This is a genomic window from Streptomyces sp. NBC_01224 (assembly GCF_036002945.1).
Classification (GTDB): domain Bacteria; phylum Actinomycetota; class Actinomycetes; order Streptomycetales; family Streptomycetaceae; genus Streptomyces.
This window is the reverse complement of the sequence record NZ_CP108529.1, coordinates 6,332,120-6,345,534: the sequence shown is the minus strand read 5'-3', so window position 1 is coordinate 6,345,534 and position 13,415 is coordinate 6,332,120. Positions and strand designations below refer to the sequence as shown.

The window sequence follows — 13,415 nt, the reverse complement described above, 5'->3', positions numbered from 1 at the left end:
GTGACGCCCCTGGAAGCGCGGCAGTGAAGCCGTGCGTCACGCGAGCAGCGACGCCGTCGCACGCCTCGACATGGTGCGTACGCTGCGCGACCTGGGACTTGACCTTCCCACGATCCGGATGGTCGTGGACCGGGAGCTCTCGCTCCCCGTCGCCGGCAGCGGTACCTGGAGCTGCTCGCAGTGATCGACGCCTGGCCTCCCCCGGACGACTCGGCACCGGCATTCACGTGGTTCACGCGGGCGCTGCGCGCCCGGCTGCGAGGTACGTCTGATGCGGCTGCACCGGGTCGAACCTAGACTGGCGAAGGCCCGAAACATCCTGAATGAGGGAGATGTGCAGCATGGCCAAGCGAGGAAACAAGCGACGCGGCCGCAAGAAGAAGAACGCCAATCACGGCAAGCGTCCCAACGCCTGAGCCGGCCGAGCAGACAGCCCGGGGGGACGCCGCCTCCACGTTTGAGAGGCGTCCCGCCCGTGGCTGCAAGCTGAGCCGGCCGTCCTGTTCATGGAGCACATCGGTCGACGCGATGCCGACGGGTCGGTACCGTCCACGAGCTCATGCCCCATCAGAACCACCACTCCCGCCGGGTCGGGCCCGACAGGATCTCCGGCGAGCCGGTCCAGCCTGCGCTGTCGACACCGGGGTCAGGCCGGACCGCGCCCCGCCGTCGCGGCCCGGCTGCCGCGGCGCAGGCCGATGAGCTCGGCGACCGTGTCCAGCCAGCGTGCGGCGCGCGCCTCGTCATCCGGTGTGCCGGCGACCTGCGCGGCGGTCTCCAGCCAGTCCCGCAGGCATGCGGACGCGGCACCCGACGGCAGGGGCTCGGCCAGCCCGGCCGCGTACGCGAGGCCGCCGGCCCGGACGATCTTCGCGACGTACGTCACCGAGCGTGGCAGCACACCGAGCCGGTCGAGGGTGACGGCGGCGGCGATCGCGCCGTCGCCGAAGAGCGCGGTGCGGAAGGTGTCGCGGCTGAGGCCGTGGCGCAGCAGCGCCTCGATGTCGGTAGCGGCGAGCACCTGGTCGTCGGTGCGTGGGGAGCGGTCGTGGACCATCGTCGTTCCGTTCCGGTCCGGCTCAGCGGACGGTGACCGTATAGAGGTAGTAGGCGGCTGCCTGGTCCGAGTCCTTCGGGGCGCCCGTGGCCGTCGGAACCGGCTTCGACGCGGCCTCGTCGGCGCTGTGGCACCGGCCGTAGGGGCAGAACAGCAGCTTCACCGTCGCCTTCCCGGGCGAGAGCGCCGTGAAGTCGAAGAACTGGGTTCCGTCACCGTCGCCGGTGTCCTCGCGGTCGCCCCGGTACTTCAGGACGTCCGCGTCCGCGCGCGGGCTCGCCAGGTACCAGTTCTGACCGAGCTCGGGGTTGGCCGGGACCTTCAGCGTGAACTTCTCGCCGTGGTCGACGGTGATGGTCCGGTCGTCGGTGCCGTACGCGGCGGGCCCGGAGTCGCCGCAGCCGGTGAGGACGAGGAGCAGGGCAGCCAGGGCGGGCGCCGTACGCAGGGCGGATCGCATGGACACCATCAGTTCTGCTCGATGTAGACGCGGCTGACATCGCCCTCATGGGCCTTGGAGTAGCGGTCGTCGGTGGCCGCGCTGAGGTCGCCGTTGATGAAGTCGTCCTCGCTCACCCACGTCGTGGTGCCCCAGGGGTTGTAGATCTGCAGCTTCCCGTCCTCCTGCCCGATGATCATCAGGCTGTGGCCGTGCATATTGCCGTCCTCGTCCTTGCGGGAGATGTTGAAGGGGACCGGCTTGCCGTCGGCGACGGACTTCTCGATGTCGGGCAGGACGCCGCGCCGGTCGTCGGCGCCGTCCATCTCCTGCGTGTCGTACTTGTCGCCGGTGTGCGGTCCGAGCTCCTTGTTGGAGATCTCCTCCTGCCCGTCGGAGTCCATGCCGGCCGCGTGGCGGTCCCACCACCAGCCGTCGTACTCGCCGTCGCCCTCGTCATTCATCCGGAACTGCTCGTCGTGCAGGCGCTTGCGGAAGTGGTCGGGGTCATTGTCCTGGCCGTCGGGGCCTCCGGTGAGTTCGAGGGCGTAGACCGGGTCGACCAGGGCGCGCGCGGTGACCGTCGAGGACGGGACGCAGGTCTCGTCGTCCTGGGACCAGTGTTCGTCACCGAACTTCTGCTCCTCCTGCCCCGTGCCCGAGCCGGTGGTGACCGGCGCCAGGTGCTCCTGGAGCCACGACGAGTCCTTGCCGTGGATCTTCCCGCCGAACTTCTCGACCTCGCCGACGTCGTAGCCCGAGGCGAGGGCCTTCATGAGGTACGCCTTCTCCTGCGAGCTCGACGCGTTCGCCAGGAGCCGCTCCATACGGGCCCGTTCGGCGGGCGAGAGGTTCTCCATGGCGCGGCCCGAGCGTTCGAGATCGTTGGCGCTGAGGATCTCGTTCAGTTCGGCGTCGCCGCCGACGTTGCTGGTGTCGGCGAGGGCGAGGCGGTCGGCGGCGGTCAGTTCGTCGGTGTCCATCCGGCCTGCGCGGGCCTCGGCGGCGAACTTGTTGAGGTAACGGGCCGCGACGCGGGCGGCGTCGTCGGCGTCGGCGGCCGCCGTGTGCAGGTCGTCGATGCCGTGCGAGGCCAGCGAGCGGGCCCGCAGACGGAGGTCCTCCTCATCGTCGTCCTCGTGCCAGTCGTCGAAGAAGCCGTCCTTGCCGCCGAGCATGGTGCGGGCGTCGCGCAGCTTGCCGCGGCCGGTGCCGTCCTTGGCCTGCGCGGTCTCCAGCGCGTCGGACAGCGCGATCAGAGCCTTGCCGCCGCCCTGGAACGCCTCGATCATCTGCTGGGCGTCGCGGGAGGCGGCGCCCACCACGTCGGAGGCGAGGACGCTCGTGTCGCCGACCCAGACCTGCGGAAGACCCTTGCGGGCGATCTTGTCGATCCGGTCGCTCACCGCGTCGGCCTCGTCGGTCTGGCCGGTGTAGCGCTTGCCCAGGGCCTCGATCACCTTCGGGTCGCCGACCGGTGCCGAGACGCCGAGGGCGTCCTCGATCGCGTCGATGAGGTCGTTCTTGCTGCCGGCCGACGATATGCGCCCGCGCAGGCCGTCGAGCTTCTGCCTGCGGTCGTTCGTGGATTCCGTCATGGACGCGTGCCCCGTCAGTAGGCGGCCAGCGCGGACGGGCGCTGGGCGTGGGCCGGCATCGTGCTGACGCCCGCGTCGGCCGCCGAGCCGACGGAGACGGCGTGGACTCCCGTACGGACGTCGATGTCGGAACCGCGGTACGCGTGGCTGGAGAGGCGGACCTTGTCCGCGAGTTCGTGCAGGGCCGCTTCGAGGACCTTGGTCTCGGCCTCCCAGGCGGTCGCGAACGCGTTGAACGCGGGCCCGGTGTCGGAGCCGCCGAGGGCGTCCTGCGTGTAGCACATCGTGCTGGCGACGGCCTTGCGGATCTTGCCCACGTCGTCGCCGGCACCGTCCAGTTCGCCGGCCTGGCCCGACATGCCCTTGTGCCCGACCTGGTAGCCCTCCGCAGAGGTCATGGCCCTTCCCCCGTTTCCCGCGTCCCCGACCCCGACACACCTTCCGGACAGCGAAGTTGGGCCAGGTCGCAACCGTCAGGAAGTTAGCAGAAGACTGCCATGGACACGCCCAGCACCACAGGTTCCCCACAGGGCTCCCGCGCATGTGCCACCCGGCGACGAGCGTCGCGCCCAACCGTAAAAGCCGAAGGACCGCACCCATATCCAGAAAGCGTCCAACACCCTGGGGTGCGGCCCTTCGGCCGTATCGGGGAACCGCGGTGCTACGTGACCAGTACCTCGTAACTTCCGCCCGTCGCAGAGCCAGCACCCCTCTGGCTCGACACTGGTCAAGAGGCGCACCGGACCCGTCCCGGGAGCTCCCAAGGCTTTTCAGCGGGGCGGGCCCCCTCCTGAAAAGCCACGGCCCACATCCGCAGCCGGTTGCAGACGCCTCGCCAGTTGCCATACTTCTCCGGCAGGTGGACCCACTGCGTTCCGGTCTGGAACCTGAAAGCGATCGCGTCGGTCACCTCGCGGTGGTCCCCCTCCACCGGCCGCCCCGCCTCGATGACCGGTCCGGGAGTGGCGGCTCGATCCGCGCCCACTGCGCGTCAGTCAACGGCATACCCAGACCAACGACCGCAGGACACGGTAGGGACCGGTGCCACTTGTCAGGTCGTTGGCCCCGTGCGAAGTCGCCGCACGTCCCGCACGAGCGTGTACAAAGCACTGAGGAAGATCACAACTCCAGCCGCGATCCAGAGAATCGATGCCCCGGAGCGGTACTCACGAACGGCCCCGACGATCAGCAACATGCCGGCAAGGACACCGAAGGCCGAGATCAGAGCGCTGATGCGGATAGTCACATGGACATCATCAACGACAACCTCGGCCAGCGGGAGCGATCCAAACGAATCGGCCTGGCTCACTTGCGGCCCAGCGCGGCGCGCACGGCCTTGGAGTCCGTGCTCTCGGTCTCGGCGAGGTTGACCGCCTGATCGACGAGCCATCTACCCCGTTCGCCGGGAACGAGCCGCAGCGCGGTGTGAATGGTCATGCCGAGTGCCGCCGTACCGGACTCCAAGGTCACCCGCAGTCCGATTCCCGCCGGGTGCGGACCGAAGGCCAAGACCTCGACCGCCTCACCGGTGCTCACCCGCGCATCCGGGTGGTCGCGGAGCCGGGGCGCACCAGTGATTTCGACGCACTCGGCGATAGTGTCCGCCCCCAAACTCTGCCGCAGGCGTTCGGTCCGGGCTTCGCAGGCGGCCTCCCAATCCTGATCCACCGAGGCCTGCTGATAGGCCCGGGCGGCCTCGGTCGCAGCCGCCGCGCGCTCCTTGCTCCCACCACCGCCGCCGGTGCCGTCGTCACCGTCGCAACCGGCCAGCGGCAGGGTCACCGCCATCACGAGCACCCCAGCGGCACGGCCAAACCGAGCAGCCACGTCCTGTCCCCCTCACCTCGCATCGGCCCTCCCCCAGCACCGTTTGGAGGATTACAACACAGGGCCGGAGTCCGGTGATCCAAACGAAGTGAGCCCGTCGCTCACGGGGCAGGGCCGTTCAGGGGGCAGGAGTTGTTGGGCGGCGTCCAGCTCTCCGTCCGTGTGCCGGCGCCCACTCGAAGCCTTCGCGGGAGATCTCAACGGCGAGAACGGTCTCCTGGCTTTCCTTGGTGCCCCACCAGCAGCGGTACATCCTCCACAGGAACGACGGCTTGATCCATGTCAAGGCTCGTTCACAGCCCTTTCAGCCTCGATCTCTCGTAGTACAGCGGCCTACGGGATGATGTGAGGCATCGGGATGTCGTGCGGTAGGCGTGCTGCTTCTCGTGTCGTCCTTCATCGGTCAGGCGACCGACCGTTAGGCTCGCGTCGCCACAAAAGTCCCGATCTTCACGGAGGGCAGGACGACGGGAATCAATCGAGAGCGCCTCGTCAGAACGCTGACGTTCTGGCTGCGGCCTGCCTTCGCGTTGCGGGTCATCAACCGGTTTCAGAAGATCGTGGGTTTCGACCGCTCGATGGCCCTGGCGTCCAGCGCCCTGACGGCATTGGTCCCGCTCTCCATCCTCCTCGGCGCTGTCTTGAGCAACTTCGTGCACTACGACGCCGCAGAGCGGATCATCAGTCGCTACAACCTCACCGGAGCAGGCGCCACGGCAGTCAACTCGCTGTTCTCTCCTGCCGAAGCGACCAGCGCAAGTGTGGGCATCTTCGGGGTCGTGTTTCTGACGATCTCGGTGCTGAGTTTCGCGCGAGCCGCACAGCGACTCTTCGAACAGGCATGGGAGCTCAAGCCCCTCAGTGTGCGCAACACGCGCAACGGCTTGTGGTGGATCCCCACTCTCGGCGGCTACGTAGTGGTCAACACATTGCTCTCCGCGCTCCATGGCGGGGGCGCGCTGGGTCTGGCCGCCTCGGTGTGTGGGGTACTGGTGACCGCCGCATTCCTCGTCTGGAGCGGCCGGATCCTGTCGGCGAAGCGGATCAGCCGGCCGGACCTGCTTCCCTTCGGCGTCACCGGCGCCGTCCTGACGGCGGCCTATTCAGTGGGCGCAACCATCTACATGCCGCGTCTCTTCAACTCCTCCGCAGCACGCTACGGGGTGATCGGTGCTGTCTTCGCGATGATCTCCGCTCTCTTCGCAGCCATGCTCGTCCTCGTTGCATCGGCGGCACTGGGACGAGAAGTACGAGACGAGCTCAGCCGGATCCGTCAGGGACACCGCCCTTCCGACCATGAGGTCCGCCTGCAGTGGGACAGGGTGGTCGAGCAAACGCGGTCACGGTGGCGCACGGCACGGGAACAGGTCTCTCATCATCGGATCAAGGACTCGAACCGCTGATGGGCACGGCCGGGACGCACCGACGGACGACAGCAACTTCTTCACCCAGGCCTTCGGCGGAGCAGTCAGGAAGAGCCCCCGCGGTGGCACGGCGTTCCCTCATCGCGATGCGCTCTTCTACTCCGAGCCGGGTGCCGGCTCGGGGACCCGTGGAGTACCGGACAGCGGCGACGAGTTGACCCCGCAGGCCCAGGCCTGGATCGCCGAGTTCAGCCAGGCACTGCGGCCCTACGTGAACGGCGCCTACGTCAACGTGCCGAACGTCGGCATGCAGGACTGGGAAACCGCCTACTGGGGATCCGACTTCGACCGGCTGCGCAAGATCAAGGCAAAGTACGATCCCCGCAACGTCTTCCAGTACGAGCAGAGCATCCCGCCCGCGTTCCGCTGACCGACAAGCTGAGCCCCCTCACGACCAGGGAGGGGGCTCAACTGTGACCCCCTCGTCCCGAACTATCGGCACAACGGTCACTGAGGTCTGTCGGCCCGGCCGCACGGGCTGCAGGGATCAGCCACGGTTGTTGGTAGTCGGTGTGGTTGCTGTACTTCTCTGCTGTACTGCTGACCCTGGGGACGGACCGATACGGGGCGGTGGAACGGTGAGCTCAGGCAGTCGCGGGGTGCTGGCAGTCGTAGGTACGGCAGCCGATGGAATCGAGACGCTGCGCGCTGGACTGGTGGAGCCGGCCATCGCCCTCGGCTGGCAGGTAGCCGTGACCCTGACGCCGAATGCCGGCCGATGGTTGAGGGCCAACGGCGAGCTGGACCGGCTGGAGACACTGACCGGCCTGCCGGTGCGGGACACACCTCGTCTGCCGACTGAGCCCCGCCCCCACCCGGTCGCCGACTGCTACGTCGTCGCCCCCGCGAGTGCGAACTACATCGCCAAGCTCGCGACGGGCATCGCCGACAACCAAGCCCTGACGCAGGTGAGCGAGGCGCTCGGCACGATCGGCGTCCCCGTCGTGGTGTTCCCCCGGGTCAACGCAGCTCATGCAAGACATCCGGCATGGCAGGGGCACATCGAGTCACTGCGGAAGGCCGACGTGGATCTCGTCTACGGCCCTGACGTCTGGCCATTGCATGAACCTCGCGAGGGCCCAGAAGTTCAAGAGCTGCCGTGGTCCACAATCATGGAGTCCGTCCAGGAGGTGGCAACCGATGCCTCTCGCCGGTCGAACTGAGCCCGATCCGGGCCCGTTCCTGCTGATCTGGGGATTGGTGGTGATCGTGGTAGGGGGAACCTTTGCAACGAAGAGCGGGGCTGCTCGGATTCGTTCCTTCGTCGTGAACGGCCTGGAGCAGAGTCCCCGGCAGCAGGCCGAGGCACGTGCGGTGCCTGAGGGCTTCCTACGTTGCGTTGGCGGGTTCCTGGCCATCTGTGGAGTGGTGACGGTGCCCGTTGCGCTGGTCATGATGACCCGTGGCTGAAGCCCTGGTCCACCGGGCCACTCACATATGCTCTTCGCTCCCCAACCACCCCACACGCTTCACATTCCGACGAACCAACAGCTCAGAAGCCGAAGAAGTGACACGCCGGGTTCCCGACCTGCGGTCACGTCATCGATCAACGCCGTGACCTGCTGCTGAGCTGTCGGCAGTTGTCAGCGTCGGTCATCGTTGAGCGCCCTTCCACGGCCCCGAGACGGCCCCGGGAGGGCGCCCCAGGATGCGGTGACAGAAGAGTCATGGGCCCCTGGCCGCCAGACTCGGCGGACTCATAGTCTCCAGGCCATGGAATGGACAGCGTTGGTCGCCACGGCGGTAGGACAGACACCCCGCCACCCGCCCGGGTGACGGGGTGTCGACACGCTCGGACGACTACCTACGACGCGTACCGAGTCACCTTCGTCACCTTGCACGTCACCTCACCCGACACCTTGTCCAACGACTGCGCCTTCGTCTCCACCTTCTGTCCCGCCGCCACGTTGTTCGACGCTGCGAGCGCATCCCCCACCCGCGTCCCCGCCTTGTTGAGGAACTCCACGCTGATGATGTAGTTCGATGTCTCTTTCGACCCGTTCTCGATCTTCACCATCGCGGACGGCCAATTCGTCACGTCGTTGACCTCGCAGCCGGACAGCTTCACGTCCGCCTCCGGACCCGCATCCGCCTTCTCGGCCGGCTTCTCCGCAGGGGCGCTCTCGGCCGGTGCGCTCTTCTCGGGCGCCTCATCCACCGGGCTCTCCCCCGTGGCGCTGCTCTCGTGCGTCGAGCCGCTGCCCACCACGGCCACCAGGGCGCCACACCCCCCGAGCAGGACCAGGCCGCCGAGCACGGACAGCGTCACGATGAGCCCGGTCTTCGACTTCTTCGGCGGCTGCGGGGGACCACCCCACCCTGGGCCCGTCTGCTGCCACTGCTGGTACGGCGGCTGCGGTGGCTGCTGCCCCCACTGCGGCGGCGGCTGCTGACCGGGCTGGGACGGCGGCGGGTAGCCGTTCGACATGAGATCCCCCCATGGGATGTACGGGTGTGAGGTGACACCGTACGTCCTGCCCGGAATGCGTTGCGCCAGAAGTGCCTGAATCGTGACGGGCCCGTGGACAATCGCCACAGACGAAGTCGAGCGGACCATCAACGGAAGCAAGAACTTCCGGGCCGTGGTTACTCGCCACGACAAGCGGGCCTACGTTTTCCACGGCACCGTCACCGTCGCCTCGATCCGACTCTGGCTCAGACCACAATTCGCTGATACCCGCTCCTTCGGCCATGACCCGACTGTCAGAGGCGCACAGTACGGTCCCCCATGGCAGCCGGAATCGACCTGACGCTTGATTGTGCGGACGCACAGCCCCTTGCCGTTTTCCGGAAGACGGCCCTCGGCTATGTCGACGAGCCACCGCCCGCTCCCTTCAAAACACGCGCGGAGTGGTTCGCGCACTTCGGCGACTCGACGAGGCCTTGCGCAGCCGCTGACCGCACCCCGTTGCCAGTCCCGGACCCAACCGTGGGCTACGTCCCCATTCGCGCTTCATGGCTGCGGCGCTGCTGGACCGAGGCCCCTCCTGACGCGAGTGATTGCGAGAACGGGTAACGCCGAGCTGATCCGAAGAGTCGCCGAGCGGCGTTCAGAAACGCTCTCCATGCATTCGTGAGGGAAAACAGCGGCCCTGGATCGCTACGGCTGTATGACTGCATCTACTCCGCAGAGAACCGCGGCGACCGTTGGTGTCCGCTGTCGTTGATGTCAGGCGTGGATGTCGGCCTGCCCCTCGATGCCTGTGGTCGCTCGTGTTGCTCGTTCGGGTGCGTATCTCGTGCAGGTTCTGGCCCGGATGTCCAGGCTTGGCCTCACGATGCGTCTCCTCGTGAAGGTGAAAAAACATGCCGACGTACGTCACCTTGCTGAGCTGGACCGATCAAGGGGTCCAAAACTACAAGGACACCGAAAAGCGCGCCGAGGCCTTCGGGTCAGCGGTACAGAAGCTCGGGGCGAAGCTCCTGAGCATCTACTGGACCGTCGGTCCGTACGACCTCGTGGCCATCGTCGAGGCGCCCGACGACGAAACTGCCACGGCAGCACTCCTGCAGCTCGGTGCGGTGGGCAACGTCCGTTCCACGACTCTGCGGGCCTTCGGCCCAGAGGAGATGGAGCGCATCATCGCCAAGGCGGCTGGCTGACGACCCTCGTCGTCCAGGACACCCAGCGCGCTGAGTCCGTTGGCGGCATCTGCACCCGTGCCGGGCCCTTTGCGTTGGGCGTGGACTGCTCACCGGTCACGTGTACGTCTCCTTGCCCGCCGACCCGCTGTCAACCACTGGTGATCCTTCCGGGACGTCACGTCAGCGAACCAGACCGCACACCGATCGGAGGTGCCCCCTGCCGCGAAGCCCCCTTGCCCTGTCCCCCGCCGCCCGGAGCCGGTGTAGCCGTCAGGCGTCAGTTCGGCCCGCGGCAGCGGGATGACGGGCGACCCTCCGTAGGGCTCTGCCCATCAACGGCGTCGCGGAGCGGTCCTCGCGTCAGGTGAGGTCGGATAGATCCTCTTGGGTGAGGACAATCCGCCTGGCGGCGGTGTTCTCCTCCAGGTGGGCGATGGAGCCGGTGCCCGGGATGGTCGTCAGTTCGGCCCGCGGCAGCGGGATGACGGGCGACCCTCCGTAGGGCTCTGCCCATCAACGGCGTCGCGGAGCGGTCCTCGCGTCAGGTGAGGTCGGATAGATCCTCTTGGGTGAGGACAATCCGCCTGGCGGCGGTGTTCTCCTCCAGGTGGGCGATGGAGCCGGTGCCCGGGATGGCCAGAGTGACCGGGGAAGAGGCAAGCAGCCAGGCCAAGGCGATCTGAGGGACCGTGGCGCCATGCCGGTCCGCGACCTTGACCATTCGGTCACCGGTGAGGTCGCTCAGGCCGCCGCCCAGCGGGAAGAACGGTACGTAGGCGATGCCGGCGTCCTCGCAGACAGCCAGGACCTCTGTGTCATCGCGCTTGGCGGCGTGGAAGTGGTTCTGGACGGCTGTGACGGGTGCGATCGCGCGGGCCTCGGCGAGGTGGCCGGCGTCGACGTTGCTCAGACCGAGATGGCGGATCAGGCCCTGCTCGCGCAGCGTGGCCAGCGCCTCGAAGCGTTCGGCGACGGATTCGCCGTGCTGCGGCGGCATGATGCCCCCAATGCGCAGATAGACCAGATCGAGGCGATCCACTCCGAGGGTTTCGAGGTTCTCCTCGACCATCGGTCGCAGGGCCGCAGGATCGGTGGTTGCGGCCAAGCCGCCGTCGGGAGTACGGGCCGGGCCGACTTTGGTGGCGATGACCAGGTCGGCCGGGTAGGGGTGAAGGGCTTCCCGGATCAGGGCGTTGGCACGAACGGTGCCGTCGCCGCTGGTGTAGAAGGCGGCGGTGTCGATGTGGTTGACGCCCAGCTCCACGGCCCGGCGCAGGACGGCGCGACCGGTTCCGGGATCACGCGCCGGCCCATGGAAGCTGTTCGTGGGCAGGCGCATGGCCCCGAAGCCGATCCGGTTCATCAGAAGGTCGCTACCGAGGCGGAATTCGTTTCTCATGAACTCAGCCTGGACGGTGCAGTGTTCGGGCTGCGAACCCGTGGCAGCTTGCTGCCATCGGGCAGAATGGCGGAGTGACAGACATCGTGACGATCCGCGGTGACCTGGAACTCCTCGCCCGGACCGAGCAGGTCTTCTCTTCTGTCCACGTGGAGTTCATCTGTGCCGCCCGCGACCTCAACACCTGGTCCCGCCCCGGAGCACGGCAGGCCGTCGGCGACCGACTCCGAAACAGGGACACTCAACAGATCCGCAAGCTGTTCAGCCCGGCTTCGCTCGCCGACGAGCACAGCCGCGAGCATCTCAGCAAACTCGTCGGCAAGGGCGCCCGCGTGCGGATCGCCGCCACCGCCCTCCCTCACGAAACGATCATCGTCGACCGCCGGTTCGCGATCCTCGCTGGCTTGAACACCCCTGGCGGCCGCGAATACACCCTGACCACCGCACCCACCCTGGTCGGCAGCGTATACGCGCTGTTCGAAGCCGCCTGGGAGACCGCCACCGACCTCCAAGCCTTCCTGCGCGGCGAGCACCCCCAGCTCGATGCCGAGAGCCGAACGGTCCTGCGCGCCCTGGGATCGGGCGCCACCGACGAGACAGCCGCGCGGGAGCTCGGCATGTCCTTGCGAACCTACCGTCGCCGCGTAGCCGGCCTACTCGACGCCCTCGACGCGGGCTCGCGGTTCCAGGCCGGGGTGCGCGCGGGCGAGATGGGATTGAGCGGCTGAGGGGTCGACCAGGTATCCATCAGGCAGAGCGCCCTCAGCTTGGAAAGCTCAGGTGATTCAGGGCTGATCGCCCTGCCGACCTGGGGCTTGGCGGCGCTGACGCACACCGGGGCGTCAACCTACGCCCCGGTGTTACCCGTGGTGCCCCGCACGATCTGGCACGCGTCTGGCGCGACCCCTTCGTCCCGGACTCTCGGCTGCGAGGTCATTGCGGTCCAGGACGCTGGTCATGGGGTTGCCAAAGGCCACTGGAGGTCGACTGCGATCGCCGTGGTTGCTGTACTCCGCTGCTGTACAGCAACCACTGCCGCGCGCCCGAAAACTGGCGGTCAGCCGCAGCTGCAACCGGCTGACGCCGAGGCGGTTTCGGTGGCCTGGCTGGTGCAGCATCCGTCACTGGTGGCGTTGGGGTCGGTGCCCTTGCGCGGCAACGGCGCTTTGCCCGCCAGGCCTGCGGGGTCCCGACGCCATGGACGCCCGGACTGCTGGTGGAGGAGCGCCGTCCGCGACGGTACCTCTTCTGTGTCACTCGTCTGCACTGTCGGGGGCGACGGCAGGCAGCCGCCCGCTGAGGCTGGGATCTGACACAAGCGCGACGCGCTGCCTGTTCAGGAGTCAACCGGGCAGATGGGATCGCGGCGCGGCAGGCACGCGCGTTGAAGGAAGGAGAAGGTACCTCCGCATGTCACACCACACCGCGGGGGCGCCGGAGGCTACCTGGGTGGCCAGGTGGGCGGGAGCCCTGCTGTGCCTCGCGGTGGCCGCCATCCATGTCGTGGACCAAGGCGGCATCAGTGCAACGAGGGACCCCTACTACATCGGCGTCGCCTACCACGTCCTGGAGATCGCGGCCGTGGTCGCCGCCGTGCTGCTCCTCATCGGCCTCGTTCGACTGGGATGGCTGCTGGCAACAGTGGTCGCCGTCGGTCCTCTGCTGGGCTACATCCTCTCCAGGGGTCCGGGACTGCCCGACTACAGCGACGACATCGGCAATTGGACGGAGCCACTCGGGCTGGTCAGCCTGGCTGTCGAAGGAGTCCTGCTCCTGTTGTCGGTGCCGCTCTTCGTGCGGAGCCTGCGCCGCAGAACATACTGAGGCTGCGCCGAGTAGCTCGTACCCGCTCGTGCACCGGACTGCGGACGTGACCCACGGCAAAGGGGCAACCTCGGAGGAAACCCCTCCTGAGCCGGCTCTTCACCCTGTGCCCCGGCAAGATTCGGACCTGCGACATCCGCTTCAGGAGTTCGATCCGAAGAAGTGACGCGGCACCTTCCTGACCTGCACGCACTCCAGCCGCCGCCCTTCTGGCCTGCGGGTTGGCGGTCGGCGGCTGTCGTCGCCTGTCATCGTTGAGTCC

At 67.7% G+C, this 13,415-nt stretch carries 17 protein-coding genes and 4 pseudogenes; 11 read left to right on the top strand and 10 right to left on the bottom strand.

All coding sequences use genetic code 11. The features are described from left to right. Nucleotides 1–43 precede the first annotated feature (43 nt). Both OG609_RS28565 and OG609_RS46305 read left to right on the top strand, forming a co-directional pair. Nucleotides 44–148, top strand: a pseudogene (locus OG609_RS28565) (MerR family transcriptional regulator); the annotation flags it as partial. 193 nt (nt 149–341) lie between these two features. Continuing rightward, nucleotides 342–416, top strand: coding sequence for a 50S ribosomal protein bL37 (locus OG609_RS46305; protein WP_373302405.1), 75 nt, complete (start codon nt 342–344; stop codon nt 414–416). Between the two features lie 230 nt (nt 417–646). Here the strand turns inward: OG609_RS46305 and OG609_RS28560 are convergent, their stop codons facing one another. The 8 genes and pseudogenes from OG609_RS28560 to OG609_RS28530 form a co-directional block, all read right to left on the bottom strand. Further along, a complete protein-coding gene (locus tag OG609_RS28560) occupies nt 647–1,057 on the bottom strand; it encodes a hypothetical protein (RefSeq protein ID WP_327275444.1) in 411 nt (136 codons plus the stop codon). Between the two features lie 22 nt (nt 1,058–1,079). Next, on the bottom strand, nt 1,080–1,526 hold the full coding sequence (locus tag OG609_RS28555) for a protease inhibitor I42 family protein (RefSeq protein WP_327275443.1): 447 nt from the start codon (nt 1,524–1,526) through the stop codon (nt 1,080–1,082). Further along, complete coding sequence (locus OG609_RS28550; protein WP_327275442.1) at nt 1,526–3,094, bottom strand: peptidoglycan-binding protein; 1,569 nt, start codon at nt 3,092–3,094, stop codon at nt 1,526–1,528. The genes OG609_RS28555 and OG609_RS28550 overlap by 1 nt, the downstream gene beginning before the upstream one ends. Nucleotides 3,095–3,108: 14 nt before the next feature. Further along, nucleotides 3,109–3,492 (bottom strand): hypothetical protein, encoded by a 384-nt coding sequence (locus OG609_RS28545; RefSeq protein ID WP_327275441.1) that lies wholly within the window; start codon nt 3,490–3,492, stop codon nt 3,109–3,111. A gap of 329 nt (nt 3,493–3,821) precedes the next feature. Then, nucleotides 3,822–4,079: a transposase gene (locus OG609_RS46300; protein ID WP_385653046.1), complete on the bottom strand. Its 258-nt coding sequence runs from the start codon at nt 4,077–4,079 to the stop codon at nt 3,822–3,824. A 66-nt stretch (nt 4,080–4,145) separates the two neighbouring features. After that, complete coding sequence (locus OG609_RS28540) at nt 4,146–4,403, bottom strand: hypothetical protein (protein ID WP_327275440.1); 258 nt, start codon at nt 4,401–4,403, stop codon at nt 4,146–4,148. Beyond that, the gene (locus tag OG609_RS28535) at nt 4,400–4,882 is read right to left on the bottom strand and encodes a hypothetical protein (protein WP_327275439.1); all 483 of its coding nucleotides are present in this window, start codon (nt 4,880–4,882) and stop codon (nt 4,400–4,402) included. Before OG609_RS28535 ends, OG609_RS28540 begins: the two co-directional genes overlap by 4 nt. Nucleotides 4,883–5,081: 199 nt before the next feature. Continuing rightward, nucleotides 5,082–5,207 (bottom strand): annotated as a pseudogene (locus OG609_RS28530) (DUF4291 family protein); the annotation flags it as partial. Between the two features lie 274 nt (nt 5,208–5,481). Here OG609_RS28530 and OG609_RS28525 point away from each other — a divergent pair. The 4 genes from OG609_RS28525 to OG609_RS28510 all read left to right on the top strand — a co-directional run bounded on the left by OG609_RS28525 (nt 5,482) and on the right by OG609_RS28510 (nt 7,755). After that, on the top strand, nt 5,482–6,324 hold the full coding sequence (locus OG609_RS28525) for a hypothetical protein (protein ID WP_327275438.1): 843 nt from the start codon (nt 5,482–5,484) through the stop codon (nt 6,322–6,324). Nucleotides 6,325–6,499: 175 nt separating this feature from the next. Next, nucleotides 6,500–6,715, top strand: coding sequence for a BBE domain-containing protein (locus OG609_RS28520; RefSeq protein ID WP_327275437.1), 216 nt, complete (start codon nt 6,500–6,502; stop codon nt 6,713–6,715). Nucleotides 6,716–6,944: 229 nt separating this feature from the next. Next, nucleotides 6,945–7,508: a flavoprotein gene (locus OG609_RS28515; RefSeq protein WP_327275436.1), complete on the top strand. Its 564-nt coding sequence runs from the start codon at nt 6,945–6,947 to the stop codon at nt 7,506–7,508. Then, nucleotides 7,486–7,755, top strand: coding sequence for a hypothetical protein (locus OG609_RS28510; RefSeq protein WP_327275435.1), 270 nt, complete (start codon nt 7,486–7,488; stop codon nt 7,753–7,755). Before OG609_RS28515 ends, OG609_RS28510 begins: the two co-directional genes overlap by 23 nt. A 394-nt stretch (nt 7,756–8,149) precedes the next feature. On the opposite strand, the gene OG609_RS28505 is transcribed toward OG609_RS28510, so the two are convergent. Beyond that, on the bottom strand, nt 8,150–8,773 hold the full coding sequence (locus tag OG609_RS28505) for an FxLYD domain-containing protein (protein ID WP_327275434.1): 624 nt from the start codon (nt 8,771–8,773) through the stop codon (nt 8,150–8,152). Between the two features lie 109 nt (nt 8,774–8,882). On the opposite strand from OG609_RS28505, the pseudogene OG609_RS46295 reads away from it, so the two are divergent. The 3 genes and pseudogenes from OG609_RS46295 to OG609_RS28495 all read left to right on the top strand — a co-directional run. Further along, nucleotides 8,883–9,005 (top strand): annotated as a pseudogene (locus OG609_RS46295) (IS5/IS1182 family transposase); the annotation flags it as partial. A gap of 68 nt (nt 9,006–9,073) precedes the next feature. Further along, nucleotides 9,074–9,235: pseudogene (locus tag OG609_RS28500) on the top strand (VOC family protein); the annotation flags it as partial. Between the two features lie 416 nt (nt 9,236–9,651). Beyond that, nucleotides 9,652–9,948, top strand: a complete 297-nt coding sequence (locus tag OG609_RS28495) for a GYD domain-containing protein (RefSeq protein WP_327275433.1) — start codon at nt 9,652–9,654, stop codon at nt 9,946–9,948. A gap of 523 nt (nt 9,949–10,471) precedes the next feature. Here the strand turns inward: OG609_RS28495 and OG609_RS28490 are convergent. Next, nucleotides 10,472–11,329, bottom strand: coding sequence for an oxidoreductase (locus tag OG609_RS28490; RefSeq protein WP_327275432.1), 858 nt, complete (start codon nt 11,327–11,329; stop codon nt 10,472–10,474). Between the two features lie 74 nt (nt 11,330–11,403). Between OG609_RS28490 and OG609_RS28485 the strand changes: the two genes are divergently transcribed. Next, nucleotides 11,404–12,057, top strand: coding sequence for a DNA-binding response regulator (locus OG609_RS28485; protein ID WP_327275431.1), 654 nt, complete (start codon nt 11,404–11,406; stop codon nt 12,055–12,057). 682 nt (nt 12,058–12,739) lie between these two features. Further along, nucleotides 12,740–13,153: a hypothetical protein gene (locus OG609_RS28480; protein ID WP_327275430.1), complete on the top strand. Its 414-nt coding sequence runs from the start codon at nt 12,740–12,742 to the stop codon at nt 13,151–13,153. Nucleotides 13,154–13,415 lie beyond the last annotated feature (262 nt).